This is a genomic window from Arthrobacter sp. AG258 (genome assembly GCF_004364695.1).
GTDB lineage: Bacteria > Actinomycetota > Actinomycetes > Actinomycetales > Micrococcaceae > Arthrobacter.
Window position 1 is genome coordinate 130,611 of record NZ_SOBI01000007.1, and the last position, 20,277, is coordinate 150,887.

General features: G+C 67.1%; 17 protein-coding genes. 12 read left to right on the plus strand and 5 right to left on the minus strand.

Going from position 1 to position 20,277, the window contains the following annotated elements:
- The first annotated feature begins 21 nt into the window (after nt 1-21).
- The 5 genes from DFO47_RS15650 to DFO47_RS15670 all read left to right on the plus strand — a co-directional run bounded on the left by DFO47_RS15650 (nt 22) and on the right by DFO47_RS15670 (nt 7,075).
- Complete coding sequence (locus DFO47_RS15650; protein ID WP_133832243.1) at nt 22-2,706, plus strand: bifunctional GNAT family N-acetyltransferase/acetate--CoA ligase family protein; 2,685 nt, start codon at nt 22-24, stop codon at nt 2,704-2,706.
- A gap of 41 nt (nt 2,707-2,747) precedes the next feature.
- Nucleotides 2,748-3,491, plus strand: coding sequence for a DUF5998 family protein (locus DFO47_RS15655; protein WP_018761098.1), 744 nt, complete (start codon nt 2,748-2,750; stop codon nt 3,489-3,491).
- A gap of 1 nt (nt 3,492) precedes the next feature.
- Nucleotides 3,493-4,725, plus strand: a complete 1,233-nt coding sequence (locus DFO47_RS15660; RefSeq protein WP_109864042.1) for a nucleotide pyrophosphatase/phosphodiesterase family protein — start codon at nt 3,493-3,495, stop codon at nt 4,723-4,725.
- Nucleotides 4,718-5,449: a thymidine kinase gene (locus DFO47_RS15665; protein ID WP_018761100.1), complete on the plus strand. Its 732-nt coding sequence runs from the start codon at nt 4,718-4,720 to the stop codon at nt 5,447-5,449. The genes DFO47_RS15660 and DFO47_RS15665 overlap by 8 nt, the downstream gene beginning before the upstream one ends.
- Nucleotides 5,450-5,596: 147 nt before the next feature.
- Nucleotides 5,597-7,075 (plus strand): HNH endonuclease signature motif containing protein, encoded by a 1,479-nt coding sequence (locus DFO47_RS15670; RefSeq protein WP_243835503.1) that lies wholly within the window; start codon nt 5,597-5,599, stop codon nt 7,073-7,075.
- Here the strand turns inward: DFO47_RS15670 and DFO47_RS15675 are convergent.
- From DFO47_RS15675 to DFO47_RS15685, 3 genes are all read right to left on the minus strand, one after another.
- Nucleotides 7,057-7,662, minus strand: a complete 606-nt coding sequence (locus DFO47_RS15675; protein ID WP_133832244.1) for a dihydrofolate reductase family protein — start codon at nt 7,660-7,662, stop codon at nt 7,057-7,059. The two genes, DFO47_RS15670 and DFO47_RS15675, sit on opposite strands and share 19 nt — an antisense overlap.
- A 92-nt stretch (nt 7,663-7,754) precedes the next feature.
- On the minus strand, nt 7,755-9,062 hold the full coding sequence (sepH, locus tag DFO47_RS15680; protein ID WP_133832245.1) for a septation protein SepH: 1,308 nt from the start codon (nt 9,060-9,062) through the stop codon (nt 7,755-7,757).
- A gap of 182 nt (nt 9,063-9,244) precedes the next feature.
- Complete coding sequence (locus DFO47_RS15685; RefSeq protein WP_018761103.1) at nt 9,245-9,733, minus strand: DUF3093 domain-containing protein; 489 nt, start codon at nt 9,731-9,733, stop codon at nt 9,245-9,247.
- 104 nt (nt 9,734-9,837) lie between these two features.
- Between DFO47_RS15685 and dut the strand changes: the two genes are divergently transcribed.
- From dut to DFO47_RS15705, 4 genes are all read left to right on the plus strand, one after another.
- Nucleotides 9,838-10,350, plus strand: coding sequence for a dUTP diphosphatase (gene dut / locus DFO47_RS15690; protein WP_133832246.1), 513 nt, complete (start codon nt 9,838-9,840; stop codon nt 10,348-10,350).
- A gap of 106 nt (nt 10,351-10,456) precedes the next feature.
- Nucleotides 10,457-11,170 carry a DUF3710 domain-containing protein gene (locus DFO47_RS15695; RefSeq protein ID WP_133832247.1) on the plus strand — a complete coding sequence of 238 codons (714 nt, stop codon included), beginning with the start codon at nt 10,457-10,459 and terminating at the stop codon, nt 11,168-11,170.
- Nucleotides 11,171-11,270: 100 nt separating this feature from the next.
- Nucleotides 11,271-11,525, plus strand: coding sequence for a hypothetical protein (locus DFO47_RS15700; protein ID WP_347876406.1), 255 nt, complete (start codon nt 11,271-11,273; stop codon nt 11,523-11,525).
- Nucleotides 11,522-12,298, plus strand: coding sequence for a DUF3159 domain-containing protein (locus DFO47_RS15705; protein ID WP_133832248.1), 777 nt, complete (start codon nt 11,522-11,524; stop codon nt 12,296-12,298). Before DFO47_RS15700 ends, DFO47_RS15705 begins: the two co-directional genes overlap by 4 nt.
- Nucleotides 12,299-12,335: 37 nt before the next feature.
- On the opposite strand, the gene DFO47_RS15710 is transcribed toward DFO47_RS15705, so the two are convergent.
- Both DFO47_RS15710 and DFO47_RS15715 read right to left on the minus strand, forming a co-directional pair.
- Entirely contained in the window at nt 12,336-13,097 is a 762-nt protein-coding gene (locus tag DFO47_RS15710) for an NAD-binding protein (RefSeq protein ID WP_018761108.1), read from the minus strand.
- Nucleotides 13,094-13,768, minus strand: coding sequence for a TrkA family potassium uptake protein (locus DFO47_RS15715; protein ID WP_018761109.1), 675 nt, complete (start codon nt 13,766-13,768; stop codon nt 13,094-13,096). Before DFO47_RS15715 ends, DFO47_RS15710 begins: the two co-directional genes overlap by 4 nt.
- A 118-nt stretch (nt 13,769-13,886) precedes the next feature.
- Here DFO47_RS15715 and DFO47_RS15720 point away from each other — a divergent pair, with 118 nt between their 5' ends.
- The 3 genes from DFO47_RS15720 (at nt 13,887) to DFO47_RS15730 (ending at nt 20,227) form a co-directional block, all read left to right on the plus strand.
- On the plus strand, nt 13,887-15,863 hold the full coding sequence (locus tag DFO47_RS15720) for an APC family permease (RefSeq protein ID WP_043423783.1): 1,977 nt from the start codon (nt 13,887-13,889) through the stop codon (nt 15,861-15,863).
- The gene (locus DFO47_RS15725; protein ID WP_133832249.1) at nt 15,860-17,248 is read left to right on the plus strand and encodes a TRAM domain-containing protein; all 1,389 of its coding nucleotides are present in this window, start codon (nt 15,860-15,862) and stop codon (nt 17,246-17,248) included. The genes DFO47_RS15720 and DFO47_RS15725 overlap by 4 nt, the downstream gene beginning before the upstream one ends.
- Nucleotides 17,249-17,413: 165 nt before the next feature.
- Nucleotides 17,414-20,227, plus strand: a complete 2,814-nt coding sequence (locus DFO47_RS15730; RefSeq protein WP_133832250.1) for an aconitate hydratase — start codon at nt 17,414-17,416, stop codon at nt 20,225-20,227.
- The last annotated feature ends 50 nt before the right edge of the window (nt 20,228-20,277 follow it).

Consider the following 20,277-nt stretch of genomic DNA (forward strand, 5'->3'; position numbering starts at 1 on the left):
GTTCTTGGCTAGGCTAAGCCTATGGTGGATCAGCCCGGGGACGGCGAATATCCGGAACATTGGGAGGCCGATGTCGTCCTGCGTGACGGCGGAACGGCGCACCTGCGGCCCATCCACCCGTCGGATGCCGACGCTGTCCAAGCCTTCCATACCCGGCAGTCGCAGAATTCAATCTACATGCGCTTCTTTGCGTTCAAGGCCAGGCTGTCCGCCAAGGAACTCAAGCGCTTCACTGAGGTCGACTACAAGGACCGGGTGGCGTTCGTCATCACCATCCACGGCGAGATCATCGGTATCGGCCGCTACGACCGCCTCGCCGACCCCACCGAGGCAGAGGTGGCCTTCAACATCGCCGACGCCCACCAGGGCAGGGGCATCGGCTCCATCCTGCTGGAGCACCTGGCCGCCGCCGCGCACGAAAACGGGATCCGCAAGTTCACCGCCGAGGTGCTGCCGGAAAACCGCAAGATGCTGATGGTGTTCTCCGACGCCGGCTACGACGTCAAGCGGCATTTCGATGACGGCGTCGTCAGCCTTGAGTTCAACGTGGAGCCTACCGAGAAATCGCGTGCCGTCATGGAATCCCGCGAACACCGCGCCGAGGCGAGGAGCGTCCGGGGCCTGCTGGCGCCGTCGTCCGTTGCCGTCATCGGTGCCAGCCGCAAGTGGGGCACCGTGGGGTACCAGCTGCTGGAGCACATCATCGAGGGCGGCTTCCACGGGTCCGTATACGCGATCAACCCGGAGGCGCTGGAACTGGCGGGAATGATGTCCTACGGAAGGCTCTCCGAAGTTCCCGAACCCGTCCAGCTGGCCATCGTCGCCGTTCCTTACGAGGAGGTGGCCGGCGTCATGGAAGACTGCGCAGCCGCCGGGGTCAAGGGCGTGGTGATGGCCACGGCAGGCTTCGCGGACGACGGCGAACGCGGCCTCCTGCGGCAGCGCGCCATGGTGCGCCAGGCCAGGGCCAACGGGATGCGCGTGATCGGCCCGGCGTCGCTGGGCATCGCCAACACGCACCCGGACGTGTCGCTGAATGCGTCGATGGCTCCCACCATGCCGTTGCGTGGCGGGCTGGGCCTGTTCAGCCAGTCAGCGGCGATCGGCGTCTCGCTGTACGCGGCGTCCAGCCGGCGCCGCCTGGGGCTCTCCAGCCTGCTCTCGGCCGGCAACCGGGCAGACGTTTCGGGCAACGACATGATGCAGTACTGGGAGGACGACGGCGACACCACCGCCGTGGGCCTGTACCTGGAGTCCATTGGCAACCCGCGCAAGTTCTCCAGGATCGCCCGGCGCCTGGCCCGCACCAAGCCGGTGATCGTTGCCAAGTCGGACACCATGGGATTGCGGCTGCCGCCCGGGCACGCCGTCCGGACCACGCAGGCACCGGCCGGTGCCCTGGACGCCATGCTGCGCCAGTCGGGCGTGATCCGCGTGGAAACCGTGGAAGAACTCGTGGACGTTGCCCAGGTGGTGTCGGGCCAGGCGCTTCCGGCCGGGCCCGACGTCGCCATCTTCAGCAACTCCCAGGCCCTCGGCAACGTGGTGGCGGACAGCGCAGTGGCGCACGGGCTGGGCGTTGCCCAGGTGGTCTCCGGCCTCGACCTGGACACGGGCCAGTCGGTGGCGCTGCCAGCGCTGCGGAAGGCACTCCTTGACGCCCTGGCCTCGGATACCGTGCACGCCGCCGTCGCAGCCCTGCTGCCCGCAAGGGGCTTGACCGTGGACGCCGTGGCCCGGGTCCTGGCGGAGTGTGCGGCCGCGGCGGGGAAACCGGTGGTGGCTGCCTTCACCGGCATCCTGGACCCCGCCATCAACGTGGAGGGCCTGGTGGGCGCCGACGGGTCCACTGTTCCCTGCTTCTCCAACCCCGGCGCCGCCGTTGCTGCCCTTGCTGCCGTGGTGCGGTATGCGGAGTGGGCTGCCCGCGACCAAGGACACTTCGTGGAACCGGCCGGCTGCGATCCCCGCAAGGCCGAGGCCGAACTCGACGAGCTGCTGCGGGACGTCACCGGTGAACAGCTCAAGCAACTGGAACCGGCAGCAGCGGCGTCCCTCCTGGGGCACTACGGCATCACCGTCCTGCCGTCGACAGCCTTCAACACACCGGATGAGGCCGTGCAGGCCGCGGAAGCCCTCGGCTGGCCCGTCGTACTGAAGACCACGGACCCGGCCCTCCGGCACCGGCTGGACCTGGGCGGGGTACGCCTCGGCATCGAGGACGCCGAGTCGCTGCGCCAGAACGTGGCGCAGATGCGGCGGGCGCTCGCGGCCTACGGTGACCCGGCCCTTGAGGTCCAGTCCATGGCACCGGTGGGCCAGGCCTGCACTTTCCGGGCCATCGAAGACCCGTTGCTTGGCCCGGTGATCTCGTTCGGCCTCGCCGGTGACGCCGTCAACCTGCTCGACGACTGGGCTCACCGGGTTCCGCCGCTGTCAGCCGCCGACGTCCACGACTTCATCCGTGCCCCCAGGGCATCAAGGAAACTGTTCGGGTACCAAGGGCTGCCGGCCGTTGATGTGCCGGCCCTTGAGGACCTGGCCGCCAGGCTGGCCTGGATGAAGGACAACCACCCGGAGATCGCGCTCGTGGAATTCAACCCCGTCCTGTGCGGCACGTCCGGGGCCACGATCCTCGCCGCTGACGTGCGGATTGGCAACGCGGCGCAGCGGACAGACAGTGCCCGCAGGGCAATGCTGGGCTGAGGCGGTTAGCAAGTGACCGGCCGATCTGTGAAAATGGGGGCATGAGCTTCCAGCCTCCCGCGTCGGCGCCCGAAACGCCCGGCAATGAAAACCAGGCACTCCGCCAGCACAGCTCACACCACCACGGACTCCAGGGCCAGAGCCTCGAAGACGCGCTGCAGAAGGCCGGCTTCTACCCGCGACTGGTCTCCGACGTCGTTGACGACGCCCTGGATGGTCGGGACTGCGTAGCGCACCTGGTGCACCTGGAAACACATTTTGACCGGGCGGAGGTGCGGCGCCACATCACGGTGCTGGTGCTCACCGCGGACATGCTGGTCATCACCCACGTGGACGACCAGCAGCTGGACGAGGCGGGGGAGCAGATCGTCGCGCAGATCTCCACCGAATCAGTTCCCGTGGCCCAGATCCGCTCCGTGGTCCTGAGCTACATGTACGCCCAGCCGCAGAACTACAAGCCCTCGGATCCCGTCCGCGAATTGACCCTGTCGATTGCGTGGTCCGGCGGGCAACGCCTGGATATGGGTCCCGCCAGCTGCGGGGACCCGCAGTGCGAAGCGGACCACGGCTACACGGGCACCATCGCGCAGGAAGACATCGTGCTCCGCATCAGCGCCGAGGCCGACGGGCTGCAGGCCGTGCAGGACGCCAAGCTTTTTGCCCGGGCCCTGCGCGCCGTCAACACCGCATCGGCAGCGCCCGTGCCCCACGTGCAGTCCATGGCTCCCCGTCCGCGGTCCGGGGTGTTCGGAAACCGGCTCAGCCGCGGGCACCAGCAGCGCTGAGATGCCCGAAGCCAGCCACCAAGCCGAACAAACTCCCGCTTCCGGATACACCCCCGATCTTCCGCCCGCTCCTGCCTACGGGCACCGTTCCGTCGCCGAAGTCCTGACCAGTGCTGCGGCGAGCCTGGGGATGGAAGGCTTCGACAACACCTTGGGCCTCCCCGCCGCCAGCCGTGTCTGCGTGGTCCTCGCCGACGGCCTGGGCAGGAACCTGCTGAAGCAGAAAGCCGCCCACACCCCCTTCCTGCGTTCGGTGGTCCAGGCAGGCCAGGGCGACGTCCCTGTATGGCTGGACTCGGCGTTTCCTTCCACCACGGCCGCAGCGTTGGCCAGCTTCGGGACCGGCCTCCCCGCCGGCCAGCACGGCATGGTGGGCTACGACGTCCTGGACCCAGGGCAGGACAAGGTAGTCAACCTCCTGGGCAACTGGGACCCCGGCGTCGATCCGGCCACCTGGCAGCCGTTCCCCACGGTCTTTGAGCGGGTGGCCGGGCAGGCGGATGTCAGCACCGTCAGCCTCGCCCAGTTCAACGGTTCGCCCATGACCCGGGCCGCCCTGCGCGGCGGCAGGTTCATCTCCGGAACCACCGCCCATGCCCGCACCGGCGCTGCCGCCGACGCCATGGCGGGCGCCGGTCCATCCCTGATGTACTTCTACGTGAATGAGCTGGATAAAGCCGGCCACCGTTACGGCTGCCGGTCGGAACAGTGGGAACACCAGTTGGAGGAGCTCGACGCCACGGTCAAGCGGCTCAACTCCTCACTGCCCGCCGGGACCACGATCCTGCTCACCGCAGACCACGGCATGCTCGACATTCCCGAGTCCCAGCGGATCGACTTCTCCGCCGACTCTGCGCTGGTTGACGGCGTCCGTCATACTGCCGGTGAACCCCGGATGGTCCACCTGTACCTCGAAGAGACGCACCTGGACCGCTCTGCCGGCCGGGAACGGCTGGTGGCTGCCTGGAAATCAAGGTTCGGCGACCGGGTGTGGGCCTTCACCCGGGAAGAAGCAATCGCCGGGGGACTTTTTGGTGACGTCCGGCCTGCGGTGGAGGGCAGGATCGGTGACGTCATGATCGCGGCGCGGGACGCCGTCGCCCTCTATGACGGGCGGCGCATGCGGCCCACCGCCATGGAAGTGGTGGGCCAGCACGGCTCCCTGACCAAAGCCGAGCGTGAGGTCCCGCTGCTCTGTTTTGCAGCCGACGGAAGGAGCCGCCGGCGTGGCTGAACTCATTTTCTTTTCCGGCACCATGGACTGCGGAAAATCCACGCTGGCCCTGCAGATGGACTACAACCACCGGGCACGCGGCCGCGGCGGTGTGCGGTTCAGCCGCAACGACCGCGCCGGCGAATCCCGCATCTCCAGCCGGCTGGGCCTGGAGACGGACGCCGTGGAGGTGCTGGACAGCACGGACTTTTGGGAGGAAGTCATGGTCCGGCGCACCCAGGGCAGGCGGGTGGATTACCTTATCTGCGATGAAGCCCAGTTCTACACTCCCGTGCAGGTGGAGCAACTGGCCAAGGTGGTGGACGAGATCGACGTCGACGTCTTCGCATTCGGCATCACCGCCGACTTCCGCACCCGTTTGTTCCCCGGGTCCCAACGCCTGATTGAGCTGGCTGACCGGGTGCAGGTGCTCCAAGTGGAGGCGCTGTGCTGGTGCGGCCGCCGGGCCACGCACAACGCCAGAACGGTCGACGGCGTCATGGTCACCGAGGGTGCGCAGGTGGTGGTCGGCGACGTGGACATGGTGGCCGACGCCGCCACCGCGCAGGCTGCCGAACACGTCCCCGTGGTGGGTTACGAGACGCTGTGCCGCCGGCATTTCATGCGCAGGGTGACGGCGCACGGCGCCAAACTGATGGCCCAGCAGGATGAATTACTGCCGTTCGAAGTGGACGCCTGCCTCTGGCGCGGTTCAGGTGGACCAGGGGAGCCCCGCGGGACGTAAGTGTCCGCGCAGACCCGGTGGGTGGGCTTGTCGGTGGGCGGGCCTGCCCGTGGTTCAGCTTGTCGACACCTGTCCCGTGTCTTTGGGTGACCGGTTGTCGTGGCCGGCCCCTAAATCTCGGCCCCTTGAATGTCGTACCCCTTTGTGATGATGGGTTTATGGGGAAAGCTGCGGTGGTGGGGGGCGTTGGCGGATATTCGTGCTGCCCTTGCCGTGTTGGTTGCCGAGGTGGACGGAGCGGGAGCCGAGCCGTTTTCGGTTGCTGATCCGTTGGCTGGGTTGGCGGATGGTTGCCTTGATGTTCTGGCCGGTGTTCGTGAGGTGGAGGCCCGTGTCGCTGGTTTGAGGGCGCGGGCTGTGGTGGCGTTTGCGGATGCTGCCGGTGTTGTGGCGGGGCCGGGGGTGCCGGTGGTGGCGCAGGAGATGGCGGTCGCGGCGGAGGTCGGGTGTGTGCTGGCGCTGGGGCCGCGGGCGGCTGCGGCGTTCCTGGCCACCTCGCAGGCTGTGGTCAAGTGGTTGCCGTTGACCTTGTCGGCGTTGCAGGCGGGGGTGATCTCCTGGCAGCACGCCACGGTGTTGGCCGATGAAACGGCCGGGCTTGATGCTGCGGGGGCGGCGGGGTTGGAGGCCCATTTCCTGGACCCTGATGCACCGGATCCGGTGCGGGGGTGTGCGGTGGGGGAGTTGCCGGCGCACCGGTTCCGGGCCAAGGCCAGGGTTTGGCGGGAACGCCGCCATGCCGGGAGTATTGAGCAGCGTCACGCCAAGGGGGTGGTGGACCGGCGGGTGGAGTTCCGGCCGGACCGGGACGGGATGGCGTGGCTGTCCGCGTACCTGCCCGCGGACCAAGCAGCGGCGGCTTGGAACCGGCTCACCGCCATCTCGCGTGGCCTGCAGGGACCCGGGGAGACCCGCACCCTCGCCCAACTTCGCGCCGACACCTTCGCGGAGAGTGTGGTGGGTGGCGGCAGCGCGGCCGCCGACTGTACTGCCAGCGGGGCTGTTGACGGAGCCGACCTGCCGCGTTCGCCGATCCGGGCGCAGGTGTTGGTGACCGTGCCGGTGTTTTCGTTGCTGGGGTTGACGGATGAGGCGGCGGTGCTGGATGGGTATGGGCCGATCCCGCCGTCGATGGCCCGCCGGTTGGTCGCTGAGGGGGCGGGCTCGTTTTACCGGGTGCTCGTGGACCCGCGGGACGGGGCACCCCTGGAGATAGGCAGGACCAGCTACCGGGTGGGCAAGGCGATGCGGAACTGGCTCCGGCTCCGGGACGGTAAATGCCCGTTCCCCGGCTGCAGCAACAGCTCACTGGACACGGAGGCCGACCACATCCTCGCCTGGGCCAACGGCGGGACCACCGGAATCAGCAACCTCGGACAGCCCTGCCCGAAACACCACCGCCTCCGGCATACCACCGGTTGGAAACCCACCCCGGCCAGCAAAACCGAACCACCGGGCTGGACCTCACCGGCCGGCCGCCACTACACCAGCGAACACCAGGACTGGGGACCACCCACATGGCCCAGGGGATGGCCGGGAGGGATACCTGCACACCCACGCGTGAACGCCCTCGCTGGGACAGGCGGAGCCAACGCCACCAGGCGGATCTACTGCCTGCGCCGGTAGCGGATGTGGGTTGCCAACGGCGAGTGAAGCACCTCGACGGGGTCGAAGGCGAAAGACTCAATGCCGTCGAAGATACGTTCGCCCGAACCGAGAAGCACCGGGGCGATGTCGAGCGTCAATTCGTCCACGACGCCGGCAGCCAGTGCTTGGCGGACGGTCGAGGCTCCACCTGCGATGTCCACGCCCTTGTCTCCGGCGGCTTGGGACGCGGCAGCATAGGCGGCGTCGAATCCCTCGGTGACGAAGTGGAACGTGGTCCCGCCCTCCATCTGGATCGGGGCATGCTCATAGTGGGTGAGGACGAAAACGGGTGCGTGATAAGGCGGTTCCGGGCCCCACCAGCCGTTCCATTCCCCACTCCACTCACCGCGGATGGGACCGAACATGTTCCGGCCCATCACATAGGCGCCGCGAGGCCGCATGAGCCAATTGGCGGCGACCTGGTTGGTTTCGGTGGCCCGGGGGTCGCCGATATGCCAGCCATGCAGCTCGAGCCCGCGTTTACCCAGCGGGTTTTCGCGGCTCTGGTCCGGTCCGGCGACAAAGCCGTCCAGCGAAATGGACATATGGCAGGTTGTGTCCGGCACCGAGAACCTCCTGGTAATTGCGCTTTACACGCGGCCGCGTGCTGGGGATCCTAGCACGTGCCCAAGTCCATCAGGGGCTGCGAGAAAAGCTCCTAGTCGCTTCGGGTTCCAAAAACGATCTCATCCCACGACGGGACGCTGGATCGCTTTGGCTTAACCGACCGTTCCGGCGCCTCGGCCTCCGGAAGTTGGCCAGTGGCGGGGGAAGCGTCGTCCGGCTTCGCCGTGGTGCGGCGGGCGTTCCCGCCAAGCAACTCATCCAGCCCGGCGCCTGGTGCTGCACCTTGGCTGCCGCCCGAAGGTTTCTGCGGGGACGCGGCAATCGTGATTTCCCTCGTGTCCGTGCTGACACCGTCGTGAAGCCGCAAAGCATCGTCCTGGATGTCGCGGTGCGGCGGGATAAGGCTGAGCCTGGACAGCATGGACGGCCTGGCATCCCTGCGGCGGATAAACGAATCACCCTGGGCCGCCGGTCCGTCACGCCGGTCGTCCTGCGGCTCCGGTTCGTTTGACTCTGGTTCAGGAACCACCTCGGACGGGCGGGGATGGGCCGCCGGTACCCCATGGGTCAGCAGCAGCGCCAAGGCATCATCAGAATCTTCGTCGACGCCTATCCGCTGGCCACGCCGCGACCGCAGCATATCCAGGAGGCCGTCGGACTCCTTGCCGGCCTCCTGGGCCGTGGCGCCTGGGCTGCCGGACGCCTTAGACGAATCCGCGTCGGTTTCAAAGTCGAAGGGGCGGTCCGATACAGCGGTGAGGCGGCGGGCCGGAACAGGTCCGTCCAGCGGCTCAAGCTCACTCAATTGCTGTGCCCACCGGTTGGTGTTCTGCAGCGACTTGCGTGCCGGACTGAACGTCCACAGGGCCGGAGGCTCCTCGCCAATGCCGGAGGTCCCGCCCGGTTTGGCCTCAAAACTGGCGGATACCGTCCAGGTGCCGTCCTGGCGCCGCCACGAATCCCATTCCACCGTCGCCGGATCAATGCCGTGTGCGGACAACCGGTGGGAAACCATGTCGTCCAGGGTGGCCGGGGAATCGCCGAACGCGGACCGGTAGATGTCGTGGCCGGGAGAGGGCGCCGCTACTTCGACTTTCCGCGCCTGCTGCGCAACGTATTCGCGCTCGGCAAGGACCGGACCTTCGTAACGCTCCACCTTGGCCAGCGGCATGCCGGACAACTCGGCCACGTCGGCAGCGGTGGCACCGGCGCGGATCCGGGCCTGGATATCCCTCGGGGACATCGGAACGGCCGGCCGCTCCGCCCGCGGTTTGGCCGCTGACCGGCTGGCCGTCCTGAGGGCCTCATCGATCGGCAGCTGGAACATCTCGCCGCCGGCCCCGCTCAACAGGAGATGCGTCCCGTCGTCGTGCACGCCTACAAGCCGTAGATCCTGCATACAAATCCTCCACCCTGGCATTACTATCAATCGAAACTCTGCCACCCGGTGGCGCGGAATTGGCTCAAGGGGCAGGGCGCGCCGTGATTTTCCGCCTGATTCCGGCTCGAAGAGTCAGGGACCGCCCTGCGCGGAGGAGGAGAACCCGCAGGCGGGGGAGGCTGCCGCGGATACTTGTTTGCTCAGCCCCTGGTCAGGGCGGCGGTCAGCTTGTCAGGATGCCGGGTGGAGGCGAGCCAGTACGGAGTGCGGTCGGCCGGGTCGGTGATCTCGATCTTCACGACGGGGTCGATCCAGCCCCTGATGCAGAGGTAGGCGAGCCCGTTGAGCCTCGTGCCCCGCTCTGCCGTTGCCTCCCCGGAGGTGAACGGCTCAACGCTGCCGACGAATTTGCGGTCGATGCTGGCCCGTCCGACCGTCAGTGCGTCGCTGGTAACGGTGATGGTGGGCGTGGACAGGACCAGGAGCACGCTGATGATGGCAAGGAGCACCACCGCCGCGGTATACCCGGCCGCCATACTGATGGGTGCGAAGACCAGGATGCCGGCCGCGGAGACGCCCACGGCAATGACCCAAATCCAGGCGTTGGGCCAGAGCTTCTCCTGGTACGTGACAGGTGTCCCGGCCGAGGGGGTGCTGGGAACGGACGCTGGCGTGCTTGATTCGGGCATATGCCAAGCTTTCCACCTTTGGTCCGCTATTTCATCTTGGGTGCCGCGGCTCCGGATCCTGCCATCTGGGACTGGTGCGGGGGCGCGGGTTAGAGTGAGTGACTGTGACTGAACATCCCACCGCAGCAGACCTCGTCCCGGACACGGCATCCCCGGCCGCACCTACCGTGCAGGTCCAGTTGAAGATGCTGGATCCGGATCTGGAAGCTCCTTACTACGCACACCCGGGCGACGCCGGGGCGGACCTCCGCGCGCGCGAAGACGTGGTCCTGCTGCCGGGGGAGCGCAAACTGGTCCCCACGGGTGTGGCCATTGCCCTGCCCTACGGGTTCGTCGCCCTGATCCACCCGCGCTCCGGACTCGCCACCAAGCACGGGCTGACAATCGTAAACGCACCCGGCACCGTGGATGCGGGCTACCGCGGAGAGATATCGGTTACCCTGCTGAACACCGACTCGTCCCAGCCGATCGAGCTGCGCCGCGGCGATAGAATTGCCCAGATGGTTATCCAGCGGGTGGAACACGCGCACTTCATTCCTGTCAGCGAATTGAGCGGTTCCGTGCGCGGCGCGGGAGGCTTCGGCTCCACCGGCGGGTTCAACGTTCCCGGAGCCTGACACCTCCACCCACAACCGCTGCCACGCCAGCGCGAACGACGGCGGGACCTGGTCCCGGCCGGCAGATTTTGAGAACTGGCACATTCTAGGAACGAAGGAGTCACCCATGGTCTTTGGGCTCGGCAGGAAAGCCAAGAAGGAAGAGCCGGCGCAACCGGCCGAAGAGCTGACGGCAGCGGAATCCGAAGAAGGCCCAACCGCCGCTTCAACGCGCAGCCAGGATGGCCCCTTCGACGAATCCGAGGTAGGCAGCCGGGACGGCTTCGTGGACCTTGGTGCCCTGCTGATCACGCCCAGCGAGGGACTCCAGCTCCGCCTCGAGGTTGAAGAGGCGACGCAGCGGGTGGTGGCCGTAACCCTTGACCTGAACGGATCCAGCCTTCAACTGCAGGCGTTCGCCGCCCCCAAGACAGAAACGCTGTGGGACGAAATCCGCGAACAGATCGGCCAGTCGGTCGGTGCCCAGGGCGGCCAGATCGAGGAGGTGGAGGGCGCGTTTGGCACGGAACTGGTTGCCAAACTCCCAGCCGGGCTTCCGGACGGCAGCCAGGGCTACCGCGTGGCCCGTTTCATCGGCGTCGATGGTCCGCGCTGGTTCCTGCGCGGCGTCCTGGGTGGACCCGCAGCCTTGGAGCGACCCGCCGCCGAACCGTTGGAGACCCTGTTCCGGAAGGTGGTGGTGGTCCGGGGCGACAGCCCTATGCCGCCGCGGGATCTCCTGCAGCTGCGGCTGCCCAAGGATGCCTCCGCTACTCCTCCGCCCGCCGGTCCCATATTGGAGGAACCAGAACGTGGTCCCGAAATCACCCAAATCGGCTGAGGCCGCACACGGCGGACCCGCCCAGGCGTCCGGTGGGCTGACCCCATTGGCCCAACTCCCGGACAAGGGACGCGTGCTGTGCCAGGGGCACATCGAATCTGTGACTTTCGTACCCGCGGACCGGACGGCAGAGTTCATTGCCATCGTCTCCGAGACCGGAACCGGACGGCCGGTCCCCGGCCCCGGACGGAACAAGCCCGCACGGCTTCGCATCGTGTGGCTGGGCCGACGACGGGTGCCGGGCATCGAAGCGGGCGCCGAGATCCGGGTCGAAGGCATGCTTGCCCGCGGCAAGGACATGCCCACCATCTTTAATCCCCGTTACGAGATCATGTCCCGCCAGGAGCACGAATGACCGAGCAGCAGCCCGAACAGTCCTCCGAAAACGCCGCCCCGGGCCGGCGGCAGGGTACGGACCCGTCACCGGCAGCCGCGCCGTCGCCGGTAGCCGGGCTGGCCGCGGAGTACGCGGCCAAGGCGGGGCTCCACCGCACCCACGACGGCAGGGTGGACGTCCTGCGAAGCGCCGGGGGAGTCCAGGGCATTGCGGAAAGCATTGTTCCCGGGTTGGTTTTCCTCGTGGCGTTCACCGTGACACGGGAGCTCACACTCTCCCTGGTCGCTGCCTTGGCATCGGCAGCTGCGTTCACCATCGCCAGGCTGGCACAACGGCGCCCCCTGACCCAGGCCCTGGCGGGCGTGGTGGGCGTCGGCATTTCGGCATGGCTGGCCAACACCACCGGGAAGGCGGAGGATTTCTACCTGCCCGGCTTCTTCACCAACGCCGCCTACATCCTGGCGATGGTGGTTTCAATCATCGTTAAATGGCCGGTCGCCGGGCTCCTCTTCGGTTTCATCCGCAACGAGGGAGTGGAATGGCGCAAAGACCCGGACCGGGTCAAGGCCTACCGGCTGGGCACCTGGATCATCGTTGCGGTCTTGGCGCTCAGGCTCATCGTGCAGGTTCCCCTGTACCTGATGGGCCCAGACGGCCTGGCCGCCCTCGCCACGACGCGCCTGATCATGGGCGCGCCCCTGTACATTCTTGGAGTGTGGGTGGCGTGGCTCGTCACCCGCCCGGCTCCGGCCGAAGCCGAAGACCGGGCAGGCGCCGGCCAGGACACCTGATGCCCCCAGCCGCCTGAGGACCCAGGGCCCGGGGCACCTAGCCGTCGAAGCCGTCGTCGTCCGGCACCGGACCGTATTCGCTTGCGGCATGCTGGACGCCGACGGCGGGCTGCGGCGGGGTGCCGGCGTCGATGCTGCCGGGAGCCGAGGAGAGAAGCTCACGCAACCTGTCCTCGGCGGCGATCGTGGTGACGAAGAAGAGTTCGTCGCCGCCGTCAATGACATCGTCCCGGCTCGGGGTGATGGGGGCCTGGTCGCGGAGGATTGCCACCAGGGTGGCGTCTTCCGGCCAGTGGATGTCCCCAACGGTCATGCCGATAACGTGCGAGTCGTGCGGCACGGTGAACTCCACCAGCGATGCAACGCCGGTCTGGAGCGTCAGAAGCCGGACAAGGTCGCCGATCTCAACGGCTTCCTCCACCAGGGCAGTCATCAGCTGCGGGGTGTTGACCGCCACGTCCACGCCCCAGGAGTCATTGAACATCCAGTCGTTCTTGGGGTTGTTGACCCGGCCAACGGTACGGCCCACGCCGAACTCCGTCTTCGCCAGCAGCGACACCACCAGGTTGACCTTGTCATCACCCGTAGCGGAAACCACGACGTCGGCATCTTCCACCTTGGCGCCCTGGAGCGTCGAGAGCTCACATGCATCACCCACCAGCCAATGGGCACCGCGCAGGCCGCTGCGCCCGATCACTTCCGGCTTCAGGTCGATCAGGAGGATCTCATGCTTGTGCGCCAGCAACTCCCGGGCAATGGATGATCCGACGCTGCCGGCGCCGACGATGACTACTTTCACTGATACTCCTTGGCAGGGGCTTTGGCGAGGATCTGGGCGATCAGGGCGCTGCGGTCCACCTGCAGCATGGCGTGCACGGTATCGCCGTCCTGGTACGCGGTGCCCGCGTCCGGCAGCAGGCCTTCGCCGAACCGCGTGAGATAGGCCACGCGGACACCGGCTGCCTTCTCGATGCTGCTGATCCGGTGCCCGATCCAGCCACCGTCCAGGTCCAGCTCAGCCAGGACCAGGCGCCCGGAGGGTTCGCGGAAATCGCCGGCGAGGTGCTGCTCGGGCAGGATCCGACGCAATACCTGGTCCGCGCTCCAGCGGACGGCTGCCACGGTGGGAATGCCCAGGCGCTGGTAAATCTCGGCACGTCCCGGGTCGTAGATCCTTGCAACCACGTGCGGGACATGGAACGTCTCGCGGGCCACGCGGGTGGCCAGGATGTTCGAATTGTCGCCGCTGGACACCGCCGCGAAGGCATAGGCTTCACCGACGCCGGCCTGCTTCAGGGTGTCCCGGTCGAATCCCACCCCCGTGACCTTCCGGCCCGTGAACCCCTGGCGGAGCCGGCGGAACGCTCGGTCGTCCTGGTCGATGATGGCCACGGAATGGCCGGCATCCTCCAGCGTGTGCGCCAGCGTTGCCCCCACCCGGCCACATCCCATGATCACGAAATGCGCCACCGTATCTCCTCTGTATGTACGTCACGATCGTGCAGCTAGAACTCTACCGGCACGTCCGCGGTTCGGCCCGGCCCGGCTCCGTCATGACATCGTCCGCGATTCCGACTAGCTTTGTGGGGTGTTGACAATACTGAACGCCGTCAAACGCGTGCTGGTGGGCAGGCCTTTCCGGAATGACCGCCTTGCCCATACCCTGCTGCCGAAAAAGATCGCACTGCCGATCTTCGCGTCGGACGCGTTGTCGTCCGTAGCCTATGCCCCGGATGAGATCCTGCTGACCCTTGCCTTGGCCGGCGTCAGTGCGGTGGCGATTTCACCCCTGGTGGGCCTGGCCGTGATGGTGGTCCTGCTGACCGTCGTTGCCTCCTACCGGCAGAACGTCCACGCCTACCCCTCCGGCGGCGGCGACTACGAGATTGCCAACGTGAACATGGGAAAGTACGCGGGCCTGACTGTGGCCTCCGCGCTCCTGGTGGACTACGTCCTGACGGTTGCCGTGTCCATGTCCTCGGCCGCGGCGTACCTCACCACGGCTGTACCGTCGCTGCACGGCCAGCAGGCAATCATTGCCACCATCGGCGTCGTCATCCTTGCCCTGGTGAACCTGCGCGGCATCAAGGAAGCGGGCAGCGTCTTCGCGGTCCCCACGTACATCTTCATGGCCTCGATCCTCGGCATGACCGCGGTAGGCATCTTCCAGGCGGCCACCGGGCAGCTTGGCCAGGCGCCGTCTGCAGCCTTCACCATCGTCCCGACCGAAGGCTTCGACCAGGGCCTCGTGGGCCTCGCCGGTGCCTTCCTGCTCCTGCGGGCTTTCTCCTCCGGCGCCGCGGCACTGACGGGTGTCGAAGCGATCAGCAACGGCGTTCCCAATTTCCGGCACCCCAAAAGCAAGAACGCGGCAACCACCCTGCTGCTCCTGGGCATCATCGGCGCCGCGATGCTCGCAGGCATCATCTACCTGGCGAACGCCACGAAGGTCCACATCGTGCTGGACCCGGCCAAGGAGTTCCTGCTCGACGGCAAGCCGCTGCCCGAGGGCTACATCCAGAACCCCGCCATCAGCCAGATCGCACAGACCATCTTCGGCCCCGGTTCCATCCCGTTCTACATCGTGGTGGCAGCCACCGGCGTCATCCTGGTGTTCGCCTCAAACACCGCCTTCAACGGCTTCCCAGTGCTGGGCTCCATCCTGGCGCAGGACGGCTACCTGCCCCGGCAGCTGCGCACCCGCGGCGACAGGCTCGCCTTCAGCAACGGCGTGCTGGCCCTTGCCGCCGGCGCCCTGGTGCTGATCATCTCCTTCGACGCGGACGTCACCAAGCTGATCCAGCTCTACATCGTGGGCGTCTTCATCTCCTTCACCCTCAGCCAGCTCGGCATGATCAGGCACTGGGGCCGCGAACTCAAACTCGTCAAGGACAAGGCCGTCCGGCGCCGGATGCTGAAATCCCGCACCATTAACACCATCGGGTTCGGCATGACCGGCCTGGTGCTCGTCATCGTCCTCATCACCAAGTTCCAGCAAGGCGCCTGGATCGCACTGCTGGCCATGTTCATCCTCTTCCTGATCATGTGGAGCATCCGGGCGCACTACGACAATGTGGCCAAGGAACTTGCCGTGGACGAGGACTCCTCGCCGCGCGCGCTGCCCACCCGGGTCCACGCCGTGCTGCTGGTCTCGCACGTCCGCAAGCCCGTGCTGCGTGCCCTGGCCTACGCCCGCGCGTCCAGGCCCTCGCGGCTGGACGCCATCACCGTGGACATCGACCCGGAAGAGACCGCCCACACCATTACCGACTGGGAGAAGCTCGAAATCCCGGTCCCGCTGACGGTCCTTGCCAGCCCGTACCGCGAGACGGTCACGCCCATCATGGACTACGTCAAGCAAATGCGCCTTGACTCCCCGCGGGACCTCATCGTGGTCTACATTCCGGAATACGTCGTGGGCAAATGGTGGGAGCAGCTGGTGCACAACCAGACCGCACTGCGGATCAAGACCCGGCTGCACTTCGAACCCGGCGTCATGGTGGCCAGCGTTCCCTGGCAGCTCAAATCATCCGAAGAAGCCAAGAACCTGCAGGACGTCCAGTGACCGCAAGAACCTCGCCCACGGCAGTGTCGGCATCCGACCAGGCCGGCCACGCCGGCGAAGAGGCCGTGCTCGACGTCGGGCCGGTTGCCCACGGCGGGCACTGCGTGGCCCGCCACGAAGGCCGGGTGGTCTTTGTCCGGCACGCCATCCCCGGCGAAAAGGTCCGTGTCCGGCTGACCGATGCCGGCGACCACGCCAAGTTCTGGCGGGCGGACGCCGTGGAGATCCTCGAAGCGTCCCCGGACCGGGTGGAGCACTTCTGGCACCTCGCCGATTCAGCCCGGGCCTGGGGCCACGGCCATCCGCCGGTGGGCGGCGCCGAATTCGGGCACATCACGCTGGCCCGGCAGCGGCAACTCAAAGCGGACGTCCTGGCCGAGCAGCTCACCCGGCTCGCCGGCGTTGACCCTGCACCGTCCGTGTGGGCCGGCAGCGTCGAAGCCGTGGGGGAGGCGCACGACGACGGCTCCGGCCTCGGGTGGCGGACGCGGGCGAGCTTTTCGGTCACCCCCGGCGGCAAGCTGGGGATGCACGCGCACCGTTCCGGGCATATCGTTCCGGTGCGGGATATGCCGCTGGCCACGGAAGCGGTCAACGCCCTCCGCCTGTGGGAGCTGGACCTGCAGGGCATCGAACGCGTTGAGGTGGCGGCTCCGGCGAACGGCTCCCGCCCACTGGTGCTCCTGGCTCCGGCGCCGGGAACCAAGGACAAGCGGCTGCGGGCCATTGCCGCCGGACTGCCGGCGGAGGTATCCGTGGCGGCGTTCGATCCGGTCAGCGGCGACGCGACCCAGGTCCGGGGACGGACGTGGGTGCAGGAAACGGCGGCCGGCCACGATTACCGCGTGTCGGGCGCGGGCTTCTGGCAGATCCACCGCGACGCGCCCGGGACACTTGTGGGCGCCGTCACGGAATTCCTGCGCGGCGGCGGCTTCCTGCACCCCGGGGCGGTGGTGGCGGATCTGTACGCCGGGGCCGGATTGTTCACTGCCGTGCTGGCCGATGCCGTAGGGGAGACCGGGTCCGTCCTGTCGGTCGAAGGTGCACCCGGCTCCAGCCGCGATGCACGCAAGAACCTCCATTCCGCTCCGCAGGTGGAGGTGGTCCAGGGCCGCGTGGAGCGCGTGCTCCGCCAGAAAGCGCGGAATTTCGACGCCCTCGTCCTCGATCCGCCCCGTGCGGGGGCAGGGAAAGCCGTCGTCGGGCAACTCATTGCCTCGCAGCCCCGTGCCATTGCCTATGTGTCCTGCGATCCGGCGTCGTTTGCCCGTGACCTCGGTTACTTTCGACGCTCGGGCTGGGAACTCGCCGGGCTCCGTGCTTTCGACTTGTACCCCCACACCCACCACCTGGAGACCGTGGCACTGCTGGCTCCCGGTCCGTGATGCCACCGGCGTTTTGGACTACGATGGCCGTAGTAGTCCCACGTCGCGCCCGAATTATCGGCCGGCCGTGTGCAATTTTCGGGCCCTCGAACTACTTAGGGCATCCTAACTAGCAGGCGGTCAACCGCGCGACAAAGATGAAACTGTTGCGAGAGGAGTCCTGCGATGAGCACTGTGGACAGCTTCGGTTCAAAAGGCAAACTTAATGTAGCCGGAACCGATTACGAAATTTTCCGGTTGAACTCCGTTGAAGGTGCAGAAAACCTTCCGTTCAGCCTCAAGGTATTGCTTGAAAACCTGTTGAGGACCGAGGACGGCGCGAACATCACGGCCGACCACGTCCGCGCACTGGCCGGTTGGGATCCCAACGCCGAGCCCGACACTGAAATCCAGTTCACGCCGGCGCGCGTGATCATGCAGGACTTCACTGGCGTGCCCTGCGTTGTGGACCTCGCCACCATGCGTGAAGCCGTCAAGGAACTCGGCGGCGACCCCAAGCGGGTCAACCCGCTGGCACCGGCGGAAATGGTCATCGACCACTCCGTGCAGATCGACGCCTTCGGCAACTCCGGCGCACTGGAGCGCAACATGGAGATCGAGTACCAGCGCAACGGCGAGCGGTACCAGTTCCTCCGGTGGGGCCAGACCGCGTTCGACGACTTCAAGGTCGTCCCGCCGGGAACCGGCATCGTGCACCAGGTCAACATCGAATACCTGGCCCGCACCGTCATGACCCGCGAGGTTGACGGTGCCCTGCGCGCCTACCCCGACACCTGCGTCGGCACCGACTCGCACACCACCATGGTCAACGGCCTGGGCGTGCTCGGCTGGGGCGTCGGCGGCATCGAGGCCGAGGCTGCCATGCTGGGCCAGCCCGTCTCCATGCTGATCCCGCGCGTCGTCGGCTTCAAGCTGACCGGATCCATCCCGGCCGGTGCCACCGCCACCGACGTCGTCCTCACCATCACCGAACAGCTGCGCCAGCACGGCGTGGTGGGCAAGTTCGTCGAGTTCTACGGCGAGGGCGTCGCGGCCGTGCCGCTGGCCAACCGCGCCACCATCGGCAACATGAGCCCCGAATTCGGTTCCACCGCCGCCATGTTCCCGATCGACGACGTCACCCTGGACTACCTCCGCCTCACCGGCCGGTCCGACGAGAACGTCGCCCTGGTCGAGGCCTACGCGAAGGAACAGGGCCTCTGGCACGACCCCTCCCGCGAGATCAAGTTCTCCGAGTACCTCGAGCTGGACCTGTCGACCGTTGTTCCGTCGATCTCCGGCCCGAAGCGCCCGCAGGACCGCATCATCCTCACCGAATCCAAGGCACAGTTCCGCGAGGACCTCCGCAACTACGTCAAGGTGGACCTCGCCGACGGCAGCCTGGACGAAGCGATCGACGAGAGCTTCCCGGCATCGGACTCGCCGTCCTTCACCGCCTCTGCGACCCACCTCACCGAGCAGGCCCCGCACGGCCACGGCCCCAAGTCCAACGGACGTCCGTCCAAGAAGGTGGCTGTCACTACCGCCGACGGCCGCGAGTTCGAACTGGACCACGGAGCTGTGTCGATCGCCTCGATCACCTCCTGCACCAACACGTCCAACCCGTCCGTGATGCTGGCCGCCGCACTGCTGGCCCGCAACGCCGTGGAAAAGGGCCTGGCCGCGAAGCCGTGGGTCAAGACCTCCGTCGCTCCCGGCTCCAAGGTGGTCACCGACTACTACAACAAGTCGGGCCTGACCCCGTACCTGGAGAAGCTCGGCTTCTACATCGTGGGCTACGGCTGCGCCACCTGCATCGGCAACTCCGGCCCGCTTGACGCCGAGATCTCCGAGGCCATCCAGGCCAACGACCTCTCCGTCACGGCAGTCCTCTCCGGCAACCGCAACTTCGAAGGCCGGATCAACCCGGACGTCAAGATGAACTACCTGGCCTCCCCGCCGCTGGTCATCGCGTACGCCCTGGCCGGAACCATGGACTTCGACTTCGAAAACGATGCCCTGGGCCAGGACGAGGCCGGCAACGACGTCTTCCTGAAGGACATCTGGCCGAACCCGGTCGAGGTCCAGCAGGTCATCGACTCCTCGATCGACAAGGGCATGTTCGCCCGCGGCTACGAGGGCGTCTTCGAAGGCGACGACCGCTGGAAGGCCCTGGACACCCCCGCCGGCGACACCTTCGCCTGGGACGAGAAGTCCACCTACGTCCGGAAGCCCCCGTACTTCGAGGGCATGCAGGCCCAGCCGGAACCGGTCAAGGACATCACCGGTGCGCGCGTGCTGCTGAAGCTTGGCGACTCCGTCACCACCGACCACATCTCCCCGGCCGGTTCCTTCAAGTCCGACACCCCGGCCGGCCAGTACCTCCTGGCCAACGGCGTGGAGCGCAAGGACTTCAACTCCTACGGTTCCCGCCGTGGCAACCACGAGGTCATGATCCGCGGCACCTTCGCCAACATCCGGATCAAGAACCAGCTGCTCGACGGCGTCGAGGGTGGCTTCACCCGCGACTTCACCCAGGCAGACGGCCCCCAGGCCTACGTCTACGACGCCGCGCAGAACTACCAGGCAGCCGGCACCCCGCTGGTGGTCCTGGCAGGCAAGGAGTACGGCTCCGGTTCGTCCCGCGACTGGGCCGCCAAGGGCACGGCGCTGCTGGGCGTCAAGGCCGTCATCGCCGAAAGCTACGAGCGCATCCACCGCTCCAACCTGATCGGCATGGGCGTCCTTCCGCTGCAGTACCCGGCCGGCCAGAACGCCGCCAGCCTGGGCCTGACCGGCACGGAAACCTTCGCGGTTGAGGGCGTCACCGCCCTGAACGAAGGCACCACGCCGAAGACCCTGAAGGTCACCGCGACGGCCGAAGACGGCACCACCACGAGCTTCGATGCGGTCCTGCGCATCGATACCCCGGGTGAAGCCGACTACTACCGCAACGGCGGCATCCTGCAGTACGTGCTGCGGCAGATCTCCGCGAACTAGCGGAACAGCTGCGCAGCCAGCATCCTCCCCGAAGCCCCGGCCGGTCACCG